This window comes from Limnoglobus roseus, from assembly GCF_008254045.1.
GTDB classification, from domain to species: domain Bacteria; phylum Planctomycetota; class Planctomycetia; order Gemmatales; family Gemmataceae; genus Limnoglobus; species Limnoglobus roseus.
On sequence record NZ_CP042425.1, the window covers coordinates 1,974,949 to 1,990,398 of the forward strand.

Annotated in this window: 21 protein-coding genes; all 21 read left to right on the plus strand. The window is 62.3% G+C overall.

Features of this window, described 5'->3' with window-relative positions:
- Positions 1-5: 5 nt before the first annotated feature.
- Entirely contained in the window at positions 6-452 is a 447-nt protein-coding gene (locus tag PX52LOC_RS08250) for a hypothetical protein (protein ID WP_149109643.1), read from the plus strand.
- 5 nt (positions 453-457) lie between these two features.
- The gene (locus tag PX52LOC_RS08255; protein ID WP_149109644.1) at positions 458-1,948 is read left to right on the plus strand and encodes a hypothetical protein; all 1,491 of its coding nucleotides are present in this window, start codon (positions 458-460) and stop codon (positions 1,946-1,948) included.
- A 30-nt stretch (positions 1,949-1,978) separates the two neighbouring features.
- Positions 1,979-2,992, plus strand: a complete 1,014-nt coding sequence (locus PX52LOC_RS08260; protein WP_218575297.1) for a hypothetical protein — start codon at positions 1,979-1,981, stop codon at positions 2,990-2,992.
- An 83-nt stretch (positions 2,993-3,075) separates the two neighbouring features.
- Positions 3,076-3,312 (plus strand): hypothetical protein, encoded by a 237-nt coding sequence (locus PX52LOC_RS08265; RefSeq protein WP_149109645.1) that lies wholly within the window; start codon positions 3,076-3,078, stop codon positions 3,310-3,312.
- Between the two features lie 3 nt (positions 3,313-3,315).
- Positions 3,316-3,669 carry a hypothetical protein gene (locus tag PX52LOC_RS08270; RefSeq protein ID WP_149109646.1) on the plus strand — a complete coding sequence of 118 codons (354 nt, stop codon included), beginning with the start codon at positions 3,316-3,318 and terminating at the stop codon, positions 3,667-3,669.
- Between the two features lie 5 nt (positions 3,670-3,674).
- On the plus strand, positions 3,675-4,583 hold the full coding sequence (locus PX52LOC_RS08275) for a hypothetical protein (RefSeq protein ID WP_149109647.1): 909 nt from the start codon (positions 3,675-3,677) through the stop codon (positions 4,581-4,583).
- The gene (locus tag PX52LOC_RS08280) at positions 4,583-4,924 is read left to right on the plus strand and encodes a hypothetical protein (protein WP_149109648.1); all 342 of its coding nucleotides are present in this window, start codon (positions 4,583-4,585) and stop codon (positions 4,922-4,924) included. The genes PX52LOC_RS08275 and PX52LOC_RS08280 overlap by 1 nt, the downstream gene beginning before the upstream one ends.
- A gap of 4 nt (positions 4,925-4,928) precedes the next feature.
- Positions 4,929-5,723 carry a hypothetical protein gene (locus PX52LOC_RS08285; RefSeq protein WP_149109649.1) on the plus strand — a complete coding sequence of 265 codons (795 nt, stop codon included), beginning with the start codon at positions 4,929-4,931 and terminating at the stop codon, positions 5,721-5,723.
- Positions 5,724-5,734: 11 nt separating this feature from the next.
- Entirely contained in the window at positions 5,735-5,896 is a 162-nt protein-coding gene (locus tag PX52LOC_RS40320) for a hypothetical protein (RefSeq protein WP_168218867.1), read from the plus strand.
- Positions 5,897-5,899: 3 nt separating this feature from the next.
- Positions 5,900-7,432, plus strand: coding sequence for a phage tail protein (locus PX52LOC_RS08290; RefSeq protein WP_149109650.1), 1,533 nt, complete (start codon positions 5,900-5,902; stop codon positions 7,430-7,432).
- An 11-nt stretch (positions 7,433-7,443) separates the two neighbouring features.
- Positions 7,444-7,872, plus strand: a complete 429-nt coding sequence (locus tag PX52LOC_RS08295) for a hypothetical protein (RefSeq protein WP_149109651.1) — start codon at positions 7,444-7,446, stop codon at positions 7,870-7,872.
- A 5-nt stretch (positions 7,873-7,877) separates the two neighbouring features.
- Positions 7,878-8,285 (plus strand): hypothetical protein, encoded by a 408-nt coding sequence (locus PX52LOC_RS08300; protein ID WP_149109652.1) that lies wholly within the window; start codon positions 7,878-7,880, stop codon positions 8,283-8,285.
- Between the two features lie 115 nt (positions 8,286-8,400).
- Positions 8,401-8,910 carry a phage virion morphogenesis protein gene (locus PX52LOC_RS08305; RefSeq protein WP_390637530.1) on the plus strand — a complete coding sequence of 170 codons (510 nt, stop codon included), beginning with the start codon at positions 8,401-8,403 and terminating at the stop codon, positions 8,908-8,910.
- Positions 8,903-10,636: a phage tail tape measure protein gene (locus tag PX52LOC_RS08310; protein ID WP_149109654.1), complete on the plus strand. Its 1,734-nt coding sequence runs from the start codon at positions 8,903-8,905 to the stop codon at positions 10,634-10,636. Before PX52LOC_RS08305 ends, PX52LOC_RS08310 begins: the two co-directional genes overlap by 8 nt.
- The gene (locus PX52LOC_RS08315; RefSeq protein ID WP_149109655.1) at positions 10,636-11,385 is read left to right on the plus strand and encodes a hypothetical protein; all 750 of its coding nucleotides are present in this window, start codon (positions 10,636-10,638) and stop codon (positions 11,383-11,385) included. The genes PX52LOC_RS08310 and PX52LOC_RS08315 overlap by 1 nt, the downstream gene beginning before the upstream one ends.
- A 1-nt stretch (position 11,386) precedes the next feature.
- The gene (locus tag PX52LOC_RS08320; protein ID WP_149109656.1) at positions 11,387-11,575 is read left to right on the plus strand and encodes a hypothetical protein; all 189 of its coding nucleotides are present in this window, start codon (positions 11,387-11,389) and stop codon (positions 11,573-11,575) included.
- On the plus strand, positions 11,562-12,686 hold the full coding sequence (locus tag PX52LOC_RS08325; protein WP_149109657.1) for a phage late control D family protein: 1,125 nt from the start codon (positions 11,562-11,564) through the stop codon (positions 12,684-12,686). Before PX52LOC_RS08320 ends, PX52LOC_RS08325 begins: the two co-directional genes overlap by 14 nt.
- Complete coding sequence (locus tag PX52LOC_RS08330) at positions 12,683-13,273, plus strand: phage baseplate assembly protein V (RefSeq protein WP_149109658.1); 591 nt, start codon at positions 12,683-12,685, stop codon at positions 13,271-13,273. Before PX52LOC_RS08325 ends, PX52LOC_RS08330 begins: the two co-directional genes overlap by 4 nt.
- A gap of 2 nt (positions 13,274-13,275) precedes the next feature.
- Positions 13,276-13,641: a phage tail protein gene (locus PX52LOC_RS08335; RefSeq protein WP_149109659.1), complete on the plus strand. Its 366-nt coding sequence runs from the start codon at positions 13,276-13,278 to the stop codon at positions 13,639-13,641.
- Positions 13,642-13,652: 11 nt separating this feature from the next.
- Complete coding sequence (locus tag PX52LOC_RS08340; protein ID WP_149109660.1) at positions 13,653-14,774, plus strand: baseplate J/gp47 family protein; 1,122 nt, start codon at positions 13,653-13,655, stop codon at positions 14,772-14,774.
- Complete coding sequence (locus tag PX52LOC_RS08345) at positions 14,775-15,440, plus strand: hypothetical protein (protein WP_149109661.1); 666 nt, start codon at positions 14,775-14,777, stop codon at positions 15,438-15,440.
- The last annotated feature ends 10 nt before the right edge of the window (positions 15,441-15,450 follow it).

Sequence of the window (15,450 nt, forward strand, 5' to 3'; positions counted from 1 at the left end):
CCACCATGTCAAACAAGAAACACTCCCCAAAGCCCGCCGAGGACAAGCCCGATGCCGAAGCAGGCACCGCTCAGGACGATGCTGTCGCTGAAGTTGTTGCGGCCGAGGAAGCCGCCGAGGACGAAGCACAGGCGGATCCATTAGCAGAGTCGGCCGTCCTCGATCAAACCGAGGAGCCATCTCCCGGTGCGTCGGAAGTCCCTGCCGTGATCGAGACCATCGCACAAGAACCGATTTGCATGGCGGCGCAGGATGGCCTCGCCAGCCGCCTGTCCAAAGTCGTGACCGCCATTCAGACCTCTGGCAAGCCCGACACCGTACACGCCCTGCACAAGGTCGAGCTGATCGCGGGCTCGCTCAAGATCTCCCTTCCGACGGCCATTGATGCCTGCGACGAGATCGCCGACGAGCGCCTGAAGGCCGACCTGCAGAACCTGCTCTCGATTCTGTAGTTCCTGTGACCAGGGAAGGCCCGGAAGGGCTGTACGTCAGACGCAATCTCACACCGGAATCCGCTTCGGCGCTTTCGGCGTGGGCGAAGGCCCAGGGATTCACCAACGTCGTCCCCGACCACGAAATGCACGCCACGATCGTCTACAGCCGCGATCCCGTGTGGCTCCGCCCCAAGGGCGGCAACCTGGCGGCGAGCAGCGGCGGGCGCTACGTCGGCTCGCTCGGTGAAAAGGGCGCGATCGTGCTGCACATCGTGGCCCCCGAGTTAGAAGCGCGGTGGCAGGAGGCGCGTCAGATCGGTGCCTCCTGGGACCACGGCGATACTTACAATCCCCACGTCACCGTCACCTACGACGCGGGCCAGATCGACCTGTCCGCCGTCGCGCCTTTCGACGGCGACATCGTCTTCGGGCCGGAGGTCCACGAACCGCTTAACGAGACCTGGGCCGAGGACAAGGGCTTCGTGAAGGTGGAGGCCTCGGCTCTGGAGGTTCTGCCCGTCATCGAGGCCATGGCGCTGGACCTGCCGCACACGCCCGGCCACCCAAACAAGCACCCGTTCAAGGGCATCCTGACCCGGATCGATCTGCCCAGCGACACACCGCCGTCAGGCAGCCGCGGACACCGGGTGATACTGACTCGTGCAGCGGCGGAGAAGGCCCTGCCCACACTGCTCGGGATGGCGGTGAACTACACGGCCGATCTGGCGGGCCACGACGTGAAGCGCAAGATCGGCACCATCACGGCGGCCACCATCGAGGGGGACGCCATACACATCGAAGGATTCCTATACGCGGCCGACTTTCCCGATGAGGTCGCCCGCGTCCAGTCCGAACGTAGCCTGCTCGGCTTCTCTTACGAGATGCGGAACATATACGTGAAGGATGTCAACGCAGTCTCGTGGGAGATCACGGACTGCATCTTCACCGGGGCTGCGATCCTCTACAAGGACAAGGCCGCTTATTCAACCACATCACTGGCCGCGCAGGCCGAGGAGAAAACTATGGACACCAAGGAACTAATGGAACTGATCAAGGCCCAGGGCGAAGCTCAGGAAAAGGCGCTGAAAGACGCACTCGAAACCGGATTCGCATCCGTCAACAAGCGGATCGACGGCATCGAGGCCGCCTCCGCCGAGGACAAGAAGAAGGCCGAGGAAGACAAGGCCGCAACCGAGCTGGCCCTGAAGGCCTCCGCCGACAAGGAAGCCGGCGACAAGCTGATGAAAGAACTGCAGGACAAGGTTGCGGCACAAGAGACAGTCATCAAGGACATGCAGGCCGCCGCCGCCAAGAAGGTCGACGAACCGGCCCGCAAGACGTTCACGCCGGCGATCACGCACCTGCTCGCACGCAGCGGGCTGAGTCTGCCCGAAAGCGGGAAGACCCTCTCTCTCGGCGAAGTCGACAAAATGCTCGCAGCCTCCAGCTTGGACCCCGTCCAGAAGATGGAACTGAAGAGTGCCCTCAGCAAGCTCGGCGCCCTCGCCGCCTAACAACCACAAAAACCTCAGGAGTAAAACGACATGAAAATCAATCCAGAACAGGGCGTCCAGTTCGCAACGATGCAGGCCGCAGCCGATTATCTCGGCAACGGCGCCATCGAAGTTAACATGTACGAGAACGAAATCTTCGACCTCGTCCGCCGCTCCTCTCCGATCATGGAGCGGGTGCGCGCGGAACCGGCCACCGGCCACCCGCACCGCTTCTTCGAAGAGACCGCCATCGCCCAGGGCGCGTTCAGCGACCCCCGGACGATCAGCTATTCCGCAGGCGGTCCGACCCGGCAGGAGCGCGTGCTTTACATCAAAGCGATGGTCAACGGCTCCAACTTCGGCCTGTTCGACGTTCAGGTGACACAGCAGCAGGGCCAGTTCGATTACGTCGAGGCCAAGGACATCAACGACATCATCAGCGGCATCCAGGTAGCCCGCTGCCAGGCCATGTGGCAGGGCACGGACACGTCCTACACCTCGCCGGCCACGATCCAGTACTTCGGACTGCTCAACCAGGTGAGCCAGCAGGCGACCATCGCCCCAGGCGCGTCCATCATTGACGGCTTGAAGGCTCAGGTGGCGAAGATGGTGGCGAACACCAGCTTCATGGTGCGGCCGACCGCGATCTGGGTGAACCCGATCGTCGGAGACCTCATCGACCGCGAGGCCAAGGCCCAGCAGATCACGATGAACACCGTGGAAGTCGTCGGCGGCGTGAAGGTGAAATCTCTCTCCACCCAGGCCGGCGAACTGCCGATCCTGTCCGACCCGTTCCTGCCGAGTGTCCCTTCTGCATCGGGCGGTGCCTACGGTTTCTCTGCGGCACCCGCAGGATACCAGAATTATTTCTGCGCCATCCTGTCCGAGAACCACATCTCCCGCCCCTATATCGACGGCGGCAAGCGGAACGGCGGCATCCCGCAATTGTTCCAGCTCGGCCTGGTCGGCGACTTGCAGAAGAAGTTCGTGGCCGTCCTGTTCGACGCCGTTCTGGCCAAGGGGAGCTCCTACGCCCACGCGATTGTGGCCGTGCAGCGTCCGTAAGTCGTTGCGCGATCGAATCAATGAGACTATAGCTGGAGGGAAGCCGCACCGGGTCGGTGCGGCAACTCTCAAAGGAGACGCCCATGTTCGTTTATCTGCCCCACAAAAAGGCCAACCACACCATGCACATCAGCCCGGCTGCCGACCCCCGGATCCGGGGCGAAGTTCCTTCGGAGTGGGTAAACGATAAAAACGAACCACTCACCTTCCAGGTCGAGTTCGTCCGCGGCAAGGCGGAAGTGGACGACAACATCGGCCGCTACCTGATCGAACAAAATCTCGCCAAGAAAACCAAGCTCATTCTTCCCGACGAGGATTAACCCATGACCGATACGACGAGGCAGAGTATTGTACCGGCCGTACAGCACGGCATCCCGGCCACGGTGCCATCCTCTAACAGTGTGACTTCGAATCCAATCTTCACGTTGGGCCTGCAACTCGTCGCTATCGCCCTCACTTCATCACAGGCCGGGAACATCACGGTCCAGCGTTACTTGGACGATGCCGGGCTCATCAAGCAGGGACCGGTTTTGACCCAGGCGATCACAGCCAATACCGCGGCGGTCCTCAACATCACGGACAACAACCCCTTCGCCACGTTCACCGTCAACGTCAGCAACAGCGGAGGGGTCGCGGCTAACCTGACGAATCTAGGCATCCTCTTGCAGGGCAAGTAGGCGGGATGACGTTCGTTCCCTACCTCTCGGCCGAAGAGTACGAGTCCTTCGGGGTGAGCGACGCCACTCCCTCGCAAATCGATTCGGCCTGCCGGGTCATCAACACTTGTCTTGCCCGTCCTGAGGGGCTGGTGTGGTCGCCTGACGCCAACGGCGCGCCGGCGTTCATGACCAACCAGAACCCGAGCCGCAACCTGACCATTCCCGGTCCGATCAACCCTGGCTCGAACGTCGTGATCGGTCTGCCGGGCCAAGCCTTCGGCCAGCAGTACATCGGTGAGGTCGTCATCCTCGACCGGGCAATTCCGGCCAAGGTCGAAGCCTGTGTCGTGACCGCCGCCAGCAGCGATTCGATCACCCTCGCTTCCGTCCAACTCGTCCATGGCACCCAATTCACGCTGGATTTCGGGCTGACGATCCTTCAGGAGCTACCCGTACCAGCGCAACGCTCGACCGTGCGGCTCTCCCGCACGCCGGTGGTGCGAATCCTTTCCGCCTTCGGCCGCTATGGGGCGGGCCGGCGCTCGCAGCAGTTCTCCGGCCCTGACATCAACACCAACCTGCTGGCCATGACCGCGGCTTTCGGCGGCCCGCCTGCGTGGGTGCAGTTTCCCGTCGATCAGACCGACGTCAACACCGGCACTGGCGAGGTCTGGATCCCGCCCGGCCTCATGCTGGCCTATTTCTCAGACGTGCGGCTCCGCTACGTGGCCGGGTGGCCCAAGGAGAGCCTGCCGGGAGACATCAAGCAGGCCGTCGCGAACATCGTTCGTACCGCCATCGATTCGCCGTTCGGCGGGAACATCAAGTCGATGAAGGCCGGCGACGCCGCCCTCGAACGCTTCAGCGCGAGCTCCATCGACCGGGACACGCAGGCCCTCCTGCTGCCGTACAAAACGCTACTGACGGCCTAATGTCCTTTCTTTACCCCCGCGTCATCTCGCTCAGCCGCCCCAATCAGGATGCGATGGCCGGTGCGCAACCCTATAGCGGCCTACAGATTGACAACGAGGTCCTTATCGCCTCTGGAATCCCCGCCCATATTCAGGTCGACAAGCAGAACTCCGCCTCGCCCGCCAAGTTGCCCGGCGACGCGGTCGCCATGCCGGTCTGGAAGATCATCGTCAAGGTCGCCCGCGGCCTCGCGCGGTCCGGCGACGTCATCACCGACGACCTGGGCAACCGCTACCAGGTCATCTCGGCGGACTGGGGGCCGATGGTCACCACCTGCCGCTCACAACTCCTGCAGACCTGACCCGATGCCAGACTTATCAGATGTGGAAACTGTGCTCGTCGCGCTCATTACGCAGATCGTCTACCCCTACGGCACCGCCTCCGACTCGGTGACTGGCGACAAGATGAAGGTTTTCCGGGGCTGGCCTATTCCGGGCAATCTCGACGCCGACCTGAAGGCCGGAGTTGTCAACATCTCCGTGTTCCCGATGGATAACGAGCAGAACGTCACACGGTTCTCAACCGACTGGTTCGAGCTCCCGGCACCGCGAATCACGCTCACCGCTACGGCTTCAGGAACGGCCGTAACCTTCGACGGCACCGCCTGCTGCCCGCTCAACGCCGCCGTGACCGTCAACGGCAAGCCGTTCGTCTACCCGCTTCAGGCCAAGGACACGCCGACCAGCGTGGCCACGGCGCTGGCGACCCTTATCAACACCACCTTCGCCGCATCGAGCAGCGGGCCGGTCGTCACCGTGCCAGGCGCGACCAAACTGGAAACTCGGCTCGGCACCTTCGGGAACATCATCCAGGAGGTGAAGCGGCAGAAAAAGAGCTTCCGCCTCACGGTCTGGTGCAACGCCCCGCTGGTGCGGGACGGGGTGGCGTCGGCATTGGATTCCGCCTTGGGTGAACTCACCGACATTTCACTCACCGACGGCTCGACCGGACACATCCGCTACCAGCGCACGCGCTCCATCGACACGGCCCAGAAGTCCATGCTCTACCGCCGCGATTTTGAATACTCGGTGGAGTTCCCCACCACCATCACCCGCCGCGTGGCCACCATCGTCGCGGAACAACTCAACGTAACCAACTGACAGGAGACGCCATGAAAGTCCTCGTAGTGACCAACCCCTTTGGCGGTCGGGAAGCCGGTGAACGAATCATCGACCCCGGCGAGATCGAAGCCACGCTCGCGGGCGAACACGCGCACGACGTGGTGCAGGCCGATCATCCCGAGTCCCCGAAACCCAAAAGCAAGGAAGCGTAGCCCATGCCGATCGTCCAACAAGGCGCACTCAACACTACCGCCCTGTCCGTGCCAAACCTGTACGTGCAGATCGTCGCTCCCCAACCCGCTCTCAACGGCGTGCCCACGAACATCCTCGGGGTCGTCGGCACCGCGAACTGGGGTCCGGTCAACAGCCCGGTCATCTGCTCCGGGCCGAATGACGCCGCCCAGCTATTCGGGCCGATGCAGCCCCGCAAGTTCGACCTCGGCACGGCGATTTACACGGCTGCTCTGCAAGGGGCGGCGAACTTCCGGGGTGTGCGTGTCACCGACGGCACCGATGCGGCTGCCTCTGGCACGCTCGGCACCGGCACTGGTGCCACATTCACTGGCAAGTACACGGGGAGCCTCGGCAACCAGATCACCGTGAATGTTGGCACCGGCAGCAACAGCGCCAGCGGCACGCTGACGTACAAGCTGACCGTAAACCTGCCCGGTCTGCTCTCGGAAGTCTTCGACAACATCGGCGGCACCGGGAACGCGATCTACGCCAACATGGTCGCGGCCATCAACAACGGCCAGAGCGGCCTTCGTGGCCCGTCGCAACTCATCGTCGCCACGCTCGGCGCCGGCACGACGGCACCCACCAATCCATCCACCGTCACGCTTTCCGGCGGCACAGACGGCGCGGCCACCATTACCTCGACCGTGCTGATCGGCCAGGACACCATCCCCCGCAAAGGGATGTACGCGCTGCGCGGCACCGGGGCCAGCGTGGTCATGCTGGCCGACGCCGACGACTCGACGCAGTGGACACTCCAGAACGCCTACGGGCTTTCGGAAGGCGCTTACGTGGTTACTACCAGCCCTGCGGGCGACACGATCTCGAACTTCGCCTCATCGCTTGCAACCGCCGGAGTGGACAGCTTCGCAGTAAAACCGCTCTTCGGCGACTGGTGCTACATCAACGACACCGTGAACGGCGGCGTCACCCGGCTCGTCTCGCCGCAGGGCTTCGTTGCGGGCAAGCTTTCGGCACTCTCGCCAGAGCAGTCCTCGCTGAACAAGCCGCTTTCCGGCATCATTGCCACGCAGAAAGCCTACGCCAAGCAGCAGTACAGCGACGCGGAGCTGCAGGCCATTGCAGCAGCACGCGGCGACGTGATCGCCAACCCGTCGCCCGGCGGCAACTACTTCGGAGTACGTCTCGGCCTCAATTCATCCAGCAACGCGGCCACCAACGGCGACAACTACCCGCGCCTGACCAACTACATAGCTGCCACGCTCAACGCGGGTATGGGCATCTTCATCGGTAAGGTGCAGTCCCCGACCGTGCAGGCACAAGCGAAGGCAACCCTCGACAACTTCCTCCAAAACATGTTCCAGCAGGGCATGATCCAGGACTGGAAAGTGATCCTGGACGCGACCAACAACCCGCAAAGCCGCGTTTCGCTCGGCTACATGCAGGCCGACATTAAGGTGGTGTACCTGTCGATCATCAAATACTTCATCGTCAACCTCGAAGGTGGCCAGACGGTGGTGATCGCCAAGAACTCCAGTCCCTCATTCCAATAAGGAGCTAGCACATGCCCATCAACAACTTTTCTATCGGCAAGGACATCAGTTACTCAGTTGTGACGTCGTCCGGCACGCTCACGCTCAACGGCAAAACCGGGTACTCCATCAAACCGATGTTCACCGACATCAACCACAAGGGCCTGGGCGGCCTCAACATCCACGGCGTCATCCCCGACGGGTGGCAGATCGAGCTGCAATTCGACCGCACCGATCCGAACGTGGACAACTACTTCGCCCAGCGCGAGGCCGACTACTTCGCGGGCATCAACCAGCAAGGCGGCACCATCTTCGAGAACACCGTGGAGAAGGACGGCTCCATCACGAGCTTCCGCTACACGGACGTCGTCCTGAAGTACGACAACGCGGGCAATTGGAAGGGCGACTCGCTCATTCCCATTTCGGTGACGGCCATGGCCTCCCGCCGCATTAAGGTTTAATGCGCATGACTAAAGTCACAGTTCACAAGGACGCGCCGAGCGAAACGCCTAGCGAGTCCATCATCAAAGCAGCGAACAAAGCCACCGTCGTCAAGGACGCACTCGGTCGCACCATTGGTGTCAAGAAGATGCTCCTCCTAGACCGCATGAGGATGTTCGAGGTGATCGGCCCGGAGAACTCCGTGAACCAAGCCTATGCCGGCTTCGCGGCGCTGGCCTACAGTGTCACGAGCATCGACGGCGACCCAGTCGCTCGGCCGTCAAACAAGATTCAGCTCGAATCCCTGCTTCAGCGACTTGGCGACGAAGGAATAGATGCCGTGGCCGATCACTTCGAGAAAGAAGCTAAAGCAGCCAAGGAAGAGGCTGATGCCAACGCCACAATAAAAAACGGGTCGAGCACCCCGAACTAAATCTTCGCCTGTACTTGGCGAGGAACGGGGTGCCTTTCGATGTGGCGTTCAGCCTGCCCGAAGAAGAGGCTATTTCTTGGTCGATCATCATGCGTCAGCAGGACGGTGAAACTTGGTGCTGGTCAACAATGCAGTGGAAACAGAACAAATGATGGAACTTCTGGAACTGGCCGCGAAGTTAGGCGAAATCGAACTCCGGCAGCACGAGATGGAGAAGCACGCCCTCGAAAAGGCGGCCGTGGTCGTCGAGAATCGCGCCAAGGAGAAGATCGGGGAATATCAGAACGAAGCGGGTCCGTTCATCGCGTGGCCGGAACTGGCTGATTACACGAAAGAAGACCGTCTGCGCAAGGGGTTCACCGAAAACGATCCCGGCCTGCGCACGGGGGAGATGCGTGATAGCATCGAGCACATCGTGATGGACGGCGAGGCCCATGTCGGGTCGGACGACGATCATTTGGTCTACTTCGAGTTGGGCACGGTGAAGCAGCCACCTCGCTCGGTCCTCGGAGGTGCGGTCGTCGAAGAGATAGACAAGATCATCGAAATCGTCGGGGAATCGGCAGTAGCCTCACTTGTCGGGGAAGGTGTGTTCAACAGGAAAATGCGGATCGAAAATGACTGAGGTATATAAGGTCGGCATCACCATCGCGCTGGCGAACCAGGTCAGCCGCGGACTGTTTGCGATTCGGGGCGATCTGGTCAAAACCGACGCCCAGGCGAAGAAGCTCAACGCTACTCTGAAGGAAATCAAGCTTCTCGGCATCGGCGGGGCGATCCTCGGCGGCGCGGGCTACGCCGGGCTGCATGCGCTTGGCAAGACGCTCGAAGCGGCCAAGGAATACCAGCAGGCCTTCGCCCAGTTCAAAAGCCTAAATCTCGGCGACGCCATCAACTCGCAGGCGGATAAATTCGCACGCGGCAGCAGCGTGATCGGCGCGTCGGCCACCGACCTGATGCGCACCACCCGCGACCTTGCGACCGTCCTCGGCGACTTCGGAATGGCTCAGCAGCTCGCTCCGGGCTTTTCCCAACTCAAGTTCGCCAACCAAGCGGTATATGGCGGGCACGGCATGGACTTCAGCGAGAACCAACTCCGGGCGCTGGAGAAGATCATCGAGATGAAGGGCGGCTTCAAGTCGCCACAGGACTTCCTCGGCCAGGCGAGCATGATGCAGCAAGTCATCGCGGGCACCGGCGGCATGGTGAAGCCAGCCGATTATCTGGCCTTCATCAAGACGGCGGGTGTCGCGGGCCGACTGCTCGACAACAAGTCCTTCTACTACGGCATGGAGCCGCTGATCCAGGAGCTGGGCGGCAACCGCACCGGCACTGGCTTGATGAGCGCGTACAACAACCTCGCGCAGGGCCGCTCCACCGTCCGCGCCTCGACCGAGTTGATGAAGCTCGGACTGCTCGACCCGTCGATGGTCGAATACACGAAAATCGGCACCATCAAGCAGGTCCGCCCCGGCGCGCTCAAGGACAACGCCGGATTCGGAGCCAACCCCTACCAGTGGATGCAGGAAACGCTGCTGCCCGCCATGCGGTCGAAGGGAATCACATCGGAGCAAAGCGTGCTTCAGGAGATGGGTGTCATCTTCGGCAACCGCACCGCGTCCAGTCTCTTCAGCCTGATGTTCCTCCAGCAGGAGAAGATCGCCAAGAACATGAAGCTGAGCCAGAACGCGATGGGCACCGACGACCTCGTGAAACTCGCCCGCACCAGCCCGCAAGGTGCCGAGATGGCCCTCGGAAAGGCGTGGGAGAACCTGAAGATCGCTTCCGGCGAAGCGCTCATCCCGATCATTATTCCGGCGATGAACAAGCTGGCCGAGGCCATCCGCATCATGGGGCAATGGGTCTACCGCCATCCCCGCATGTTCGACACGCTCATCTACGGCTTCGCGGGCCTGTCCGGCGCGCTGCTGTTCAGCGGCTCGGTGCTTACTCTGAAGGCCGCGTTCCTGGGCATCAACCTGCTAATGCCTACCCTGGCGACGACGATCACCGCGTCCGTGTTGCCCGCCCTGGGCCTTTTAGGTGGCGCGCTCGCCGTGCTCGCGGGCATCGCTTACCACAAGGAGATCGCCGCCAAGATCGACGATGCGGCCCCCGGCATCGGCGACTGGCTGTACCGCATGAACAATCCCGGCGGCCGGAAAGACCTCGACGCCTATTACGATCTGCCCCCCGCCAAGTCGAACAAGTCCACCATCGTCGTGCCCGTAAACCTCGACGGCCGGACCATTGCGACCGTGGTCAGTGACCATCAGGCTAAGTCCGCCAGTGGTCCCCTCGCGTCCGGCAGTGGCTTTGACGGTCGCCTGCATCCAGGGTGGGGGTTCTGATGACCGTCATCCTCACCCTCGGCGGCATCATCTTCCAGGACTTCGAAGTGCCCGACAGCATTCGCATCGGGGGCGACCAGATGCTCGTGGTCCACAAGCTACCCGGTGGCGCCCGGACAATCGACGCGATGGGTGCAGACGACGCCGACATCCCGTGGTCGGGACGCTTTCGCGGGGCGCAAGCCGAAGCCCGCGCCCGCATCCTCGAAGGTTATCGCACATCAGGCCAGCCGTTCCTGTTGAAATGGAGCACCTACCGCTACCAGGTCATCGTCCAGTCGTTCAAGGCGGAGTACCAACAGCCGTTCGAGATCCCCTACACGATCAACTGCACCGTCGTTTCGGACGAATCCGCACCAATCCTTACGGGCATTCCCGGCATCGACGAGCTGATCGGCTCGGACCTGGGGCGCGCACTCGGCCTCAGCGATTCACTCGGCATCGCGGCCATCGGGACGGCCCTCACCACGGCCCAGCAAGCCATCAATGTCGCCGGAACGCTGAGGAACGCCCCCTCGGACACCATCACCCAGATCGTCGGCACGCTGTCAGCGACTCAGCAGGCGGTGGGGGCGAGCGTCACTGCGGCAAACGCCATCGTGGCTTCTTCCACCCCTGTCACGGCCGGGGGCGATCCCGCTTCGATGGCGTTTAGCCTCTCCAACCAGTCGTCCGCTTTCGGTCAGCTCAACCAACTCTACCAGCTCGGCAGCACCGTCACACGGATGTCGAAGAATCTACAGGCCTAACATGAAAAGCGTCACCGTCGGCGGCGGCAACCTCTTCCAGATCGCGATGCTGGAACTCGGCGATGCGACCCAGTGGAACCGGATCGCCGAACTCAACCGCCTGATCGACCCCTTCATCACCGGCATCGTCACGCTGCAAATCCCGAAGCTGGACCCGAATGCAGGAGGCGGGGTCTATGACCCCGCTTGACCTGGCCGGCATCACGAGCCTGAACAACCCCCGCCAGCCAGCGGGTATCACGCGCAGGCCCCGGCCGGTCGTAATGCTCAACGGCACACGTCTCCCGGCCAAAGCGGTCATTTCGCTCGACGTGACCAACAACAGCCATTTCACCGCCGACACCTACCGCGTCGAGTTGGCGGTCGGCGGCCTCCCCCTGGCTTTCGGCCCGAGCTATTGGGCGGATTCGCAGAACGACCAGGTGTCTATCGGCGTGTCCCTCGGTGGCGAGACGCCCGCGGCCCTGATCGTGGGGCAGGTGGATGACGTGGAATGGGACGTGACCGGGCGGCGAATCACCCTCAGCGGACGGGATTTGTCTGCCGCGCTCATCGATAACAAGACGGCCGAGAAGTTCCAGAACCAGACGGCCAGCGAAATCGCGCAGGCGCTGGCACTGCGGAACGGGCTGGATTCGAGCGTTCAGGCAACGGAGACCTTGGCCGGCACGTACTACGAGATCGACCACGCCATCTCCACGCACGAAGAGACCGAATGGGATTTGCTGGTCTACCTCGCCGAGCGGGAAGGCTTCGATGTGTGGGTTTCCGGCACGACGCTGTACTTCCAGCCATCTCCGGCAACCAGTAACCCGCCCTACGTGATGCTTTGGTCGGAGCCGGGTGACGGAAGCTTCGCCTCGAACGCTTCGAGCCTGCACGTGTCGCGGTCGCAGACCCTCTCGCGCGACGTGATCGTTACCGTGCGGAGCTGGAATCAGAAGCAGCAGCGGGCGTTCACCGTCACCGCCAAGCGGTCGCAGGCGAAGAAGAGCCAGCGCCGGGGAGGAACCGCACAGACCTACAGCTTCATCCGTCCGAACCTGACCCACGACCAGGCCCAGCAATTCGCCGAGGCCAAGGCCGAAGAGATTACCCGCCACGAGCGGATTCTGAGCGCCAGTTTGCCGGGGGACAACGCCATGACCACTCGCGCCACGCTGCGGCTCGTCGGTACAGGCACCGATTGGGACCAGCTTTACTACCCGGACAGCGTCACGCGGCGGCTTTCGATGCAGGACGGCTACCGGATGGACGTGCGGGCCAAGAACCACAGCGTTCAGGACAGCGTGCTCGTATGATGCAAAACCTGCTCAACATTGCCCGTCGCGAAGCGGAACGGGTCATGTCGCGGCTTGCGCTCCCGAAGATCGGCATCGTCTCGGGCTACGATGAGGCCAACTATGCGGCCAAAGTGCTACTCCAGCCGCAGGGCGTAGAAACCGGCTGGCTGCCGATCCGCACTCCGTGGTCGGGCAACGGATGGGGCATGTTCTGCCCCCCGGACATCGGCGACGAGGTCGAGGTGCAGTTCCAGGAAGGCGGCAAGAAAGCGCCGTACATCGCTCTGCGTGCGTTCGGCGACCTGTTCCGGCCCCTGAGCGTTCCAGCGGGCGAGTTCTGGCTGGCGCATAAGTCAGGGAGTTCACTGAAATTCCACAACGACGGGACCGTGGAACTGCACGCGGCCACCGCGATCACGTCGAGCGCGCCACTCTGGACGCACACAGGCAACCTCATCGTCAACGGCAGCATCCGGGCGTCGGAAGACATCTGGGACTTCTACCACGTCAATACCTACACGATGGCGTCCTTCCGGGCTGTTTACGACATCCACACGCATCCCGCCCCGGGTGGAGTGACGGGCGTGCCCAACGAGCAGGTTTAATCATGACAGACGCCGCACACTACTTCGGATCAGACCTCGTGATAAGCGCGAACGGCGACCTGCTCGTGGCGGACGGGCTGGAAGAAAGCAAGCAACGAGTCCTTCGCAGACTGCTCACGAACCAGAAGGACTATCTCTGGCAACCGGCCTACGGGGCGGGATTGCCATCGTACATCGGCCTGCCGCTCGATGAGGCAGCGATCTCGGCGCTCATCAAGAGCCAGATGTACCTGGAAGCCGACGTTTCGCACGACCCCGAGCCGCAAGTCACTCTTCAGTCGATTCCCAACGGGATCTCTGCACAGATCACCTACTTCAGCATCGAAAACGGCGAGCCCGTGCTGCTCAGCTTCGACCTAACGCCTTAAAGGTTTACTGCATGGCCCTGCCAACCAACACTTTCAACCAGATCGTCTCGAACATCGCCACGGCCATTCAGGCCTCCGCGAGTGCGGCGCTCAACTTCACCGCCGGTTCGGTGCTGCGGGCGATCTCGGAGGCCGTTGCCGGGGTCGCGCTGTGGTTGCAAGCGATCATCCTGCAAGTGCTGACGCTCACCCGCGCCGCCACCAGCTCAGGAACCGACCTCGACACATGGTGCGCCGATTTCGGCTTCTTCCGGCTTTCGGCGCTCAACTCCACCGGGCAGGTGACGTTCTCGCGCTTCACCGCCACCGCACAGGCGGTCGTGCCGATCAACGCCCCCGTGCAGACCACGGATGGCACCCAGAAGTTCTTTGTCACAATCGACACCACCAACTCCGCATACAGCGCCGGACTTGGCGGCTACGTCCTTCCAGCCAATACCACGAGCGTGAACGTGCCCGTGCAGGCTGTGACCCCCGGCGCGGCGGGCAACGTGCATGCGTCCACCGTGACCGTCATTACCACGGCCATCCCGAACGTGGACACTGTGACCAACACGGCGGCGTTCCTGAACGGCCTCGACGCGGAGTCCGACGCGGCCTTCCGCTGGCGGTTCGTGCTGTTCCTCGCTTCACTCTCAAAAGCGACGAAAGCAGCCATTGCTTCCGCTGTCGCGGGCGTACAGCAGGGGCTGAACTCCACCATCACGGAGAACGAGGATTACAGCGGGGCGGTGGACATGGGCTACTTCTACGTCGTCGTGGACGACGGCACCGGCTTCGCTTCGAGCACCCTTCTGGCGAGCGTAAACGCGGCCATCGAAGCCGTGCGCGGGTTCACCATCAGCTTCGGTGTGTTCGCACCGTCCCTGCTCACTGCGAACGTCGGGATGGCGATCACCTCCGCTCCAGGTTACGACCACGCAACGGTCGTTGGTAACGTCGGCTTGGCGCTCACGAATTTCCTGAACAGCCTGAAGCTGGGAGTTTCCGTCCCCTACACGCAAATCGCTAGCGTGGCATACGGTGTGGCCGGAGTGCAGAACGTCACGGGGGTGACCATCAACAGCGGCACAACCGACCTGAGCGCCGATCAAAAGCATCGCGTTATCGCGGGCATTATGACGATTAGCTAGATGGCGACGGGGGATCAGGCCGACTTCATTTCACGCATTAAGGCAGTGCTTCCCGGCGGCTGGTTCCGGGGTGCGACGCCGGTATTGGACGCCGTGCTGGCGGGTATCGGAGCGGCCCTTTCCGGCGTTTACTCGCTTGCTGCTTATGCGCGTCTTCAGACCAGAATTGCCACAGCGACCGAAGGCTTCCTCGACCTCATATCGTTCGATTACTTCGGCCAATCGCTTCCCCGCAAGGTGCAGGAGCCAGATACTTCGTTCCGCGCACGCATCATTGCGGCGCTCTTTCCCGAGAAGGCCACCCGTCGCGGCCTGATTCGCGCACTTGAATCACTGACAGGGCGCACGCCCGTCGTGTTCGAGCCGCGCAGACCCGCAGACACCGGTGGGTACGGCATCGGAGGCGTCGGCTACGGTGTGGGTGGCGGTTACGGCGCGCTCAACCTCCCTTATCAGGCGTTCGTCACCGCTTTCCGCCCCGCAGGCCAGGGCATTCCCTACGTTTCCGGGTATGGCTCGACAGTGGGTGGATACACGACCCCGAGTCGCCTGACCTACGCGAGCCTGTCACAGGTCCAGGGTTCGGTGACCGATAAAGACATTTTCGCGGCGGTTGACGCGGTGATGCCCGCCGGCACTCTGGCGTGGACTCAAATTCAAAGCTAATTACCAGGAG

Coding starts and splice junctions, on each gene's coding strand:
- PX52LOC_RS08250 (WP_149109643.1), top strand. CDS start 6: ATGTCAAACAAGAAACACTCCCCAAAGCCCGCCGAGGACAAGCCCGAT.
- PX52LOC_RS08260 (WP_218575297.1), top strand. CDS start 1,979: ATGAAAATCAATCCAGAACAGGGCGTCCAGTTCGCAACGATGCAGGCC.
- PX52LOC_RS08265 (WP_149109645.1), top strand. CDS start 3,076: ATGTTCGTTTATCTGCCCCACAAAAAGGCCAACCACACCATGCACATC.
- PX52LOC_RS08270 (WP_149109646.1), top strand. CDS start 3,316: ATGACCGATACGACGAGGCAGAGTATTGTACCGGCCGTACAGCACGGC.
- PX52LOC_RS08275 (WP_149109647.1), top strand. CDS start 3,675: ATGACGTTCGTTCCCTACCTCTCGGCCGAAGAGTACGAGTCCTTCGGG.
- PX52LOC_RS08280 (WP_149109648.1), top strand. CDS start 4,583: ATGTCCTTTCTTTACCCCCGCGTCATCTCGCTCAGCCGCCCCAATCAG.
- PX52LOC_RS08285 (WP_149109649.1), top strand. CDS start 4,929: ATGCCAGACTTATCAGATGTGGAAACTGTGCTCGTCGCGCTCATTACG.
- PX52LOC_RS40320 (WP_168218867.1), top strand. CDS start 5,735: ATGAAAGTCCTCGTAGTGACCAACCCCTTTGGCGGTCGGGAAGCCGGT.
- PX52LOC_RS08290 (WP_149109650.1), top strand. CDS start 5,900: ATGCCGATCGTCCAACAAGGCGCACTCAACACTACCGCCCTGTCCGTG.
- PX52LOC_RS08295 (WP_149109651.1), top strand. CDS start 7,444: ATGCCCATCAACAACTTTTCTATCGGCAAGGACATCAGTTACTCAGTT.
- PX52LOC_RS08300 (WP_149109652.1), top strand. CDS start 7,878: ATGACTAAAGTCACAGTTCACAAGGACGCGCCGAGCGAAACGCCTAGC.
- PX52LOC_RS08310 (WP_149109654.1), top strand. CDS start 8,903: ATGACTGAGGTATATAAGGTCGGCATCACCATCGCGCTGGCGAACCAG.
- PX52LOC_RS08315 (WP_149109655.1), top strand. CDS start 10,636: ATGACCGTCATCCTCACCCTCGGCGGCATCATCTTCCAGGACTTCGAA.
- PX52LOC_RS08320 (WP_149109656.1), top strand. CDS start 11,387: ATGAAAAGCGTCACCGTCGGCGGCGGCAACCTCTTCCAGATCGCGATG.
- PX52LOC_RS08325 (WP_149109657.1), top strand. CDS start 11,562: ATGACCCCGCTTGACCTGGCCGGCATCACGAGCCTGAACAACCCCCGC.
- PX52LOC_RS08330 (WP_149109658.1), top strand. CDS start 12,683: ATGATGCAAAACCTGCTCAACATTGCCCGTCGCGAAGCGGAACGGGTC.
- PX52LOC_RS08335 (WP_149109659.1), top strand. CDS start 13,276: ATGACAGACGCCGCACACTACTTCGGATCAGACCTCGTGATAAGCGCG.
- PX52LOC_RS08340 (WP_149109660.1), top strand. CDS start 13,653: ATGGCCCTGCCAACCAACACTTTCAACCAGATCGTCTCGAACATCGCC.
- PX52LOC_RS08345 (WP_149109661.1), top strand. CDS start 14,775: ATGGCGACGGGGGATCAGGCCGACTTCATTTCACGCATTAAGGCAGTG.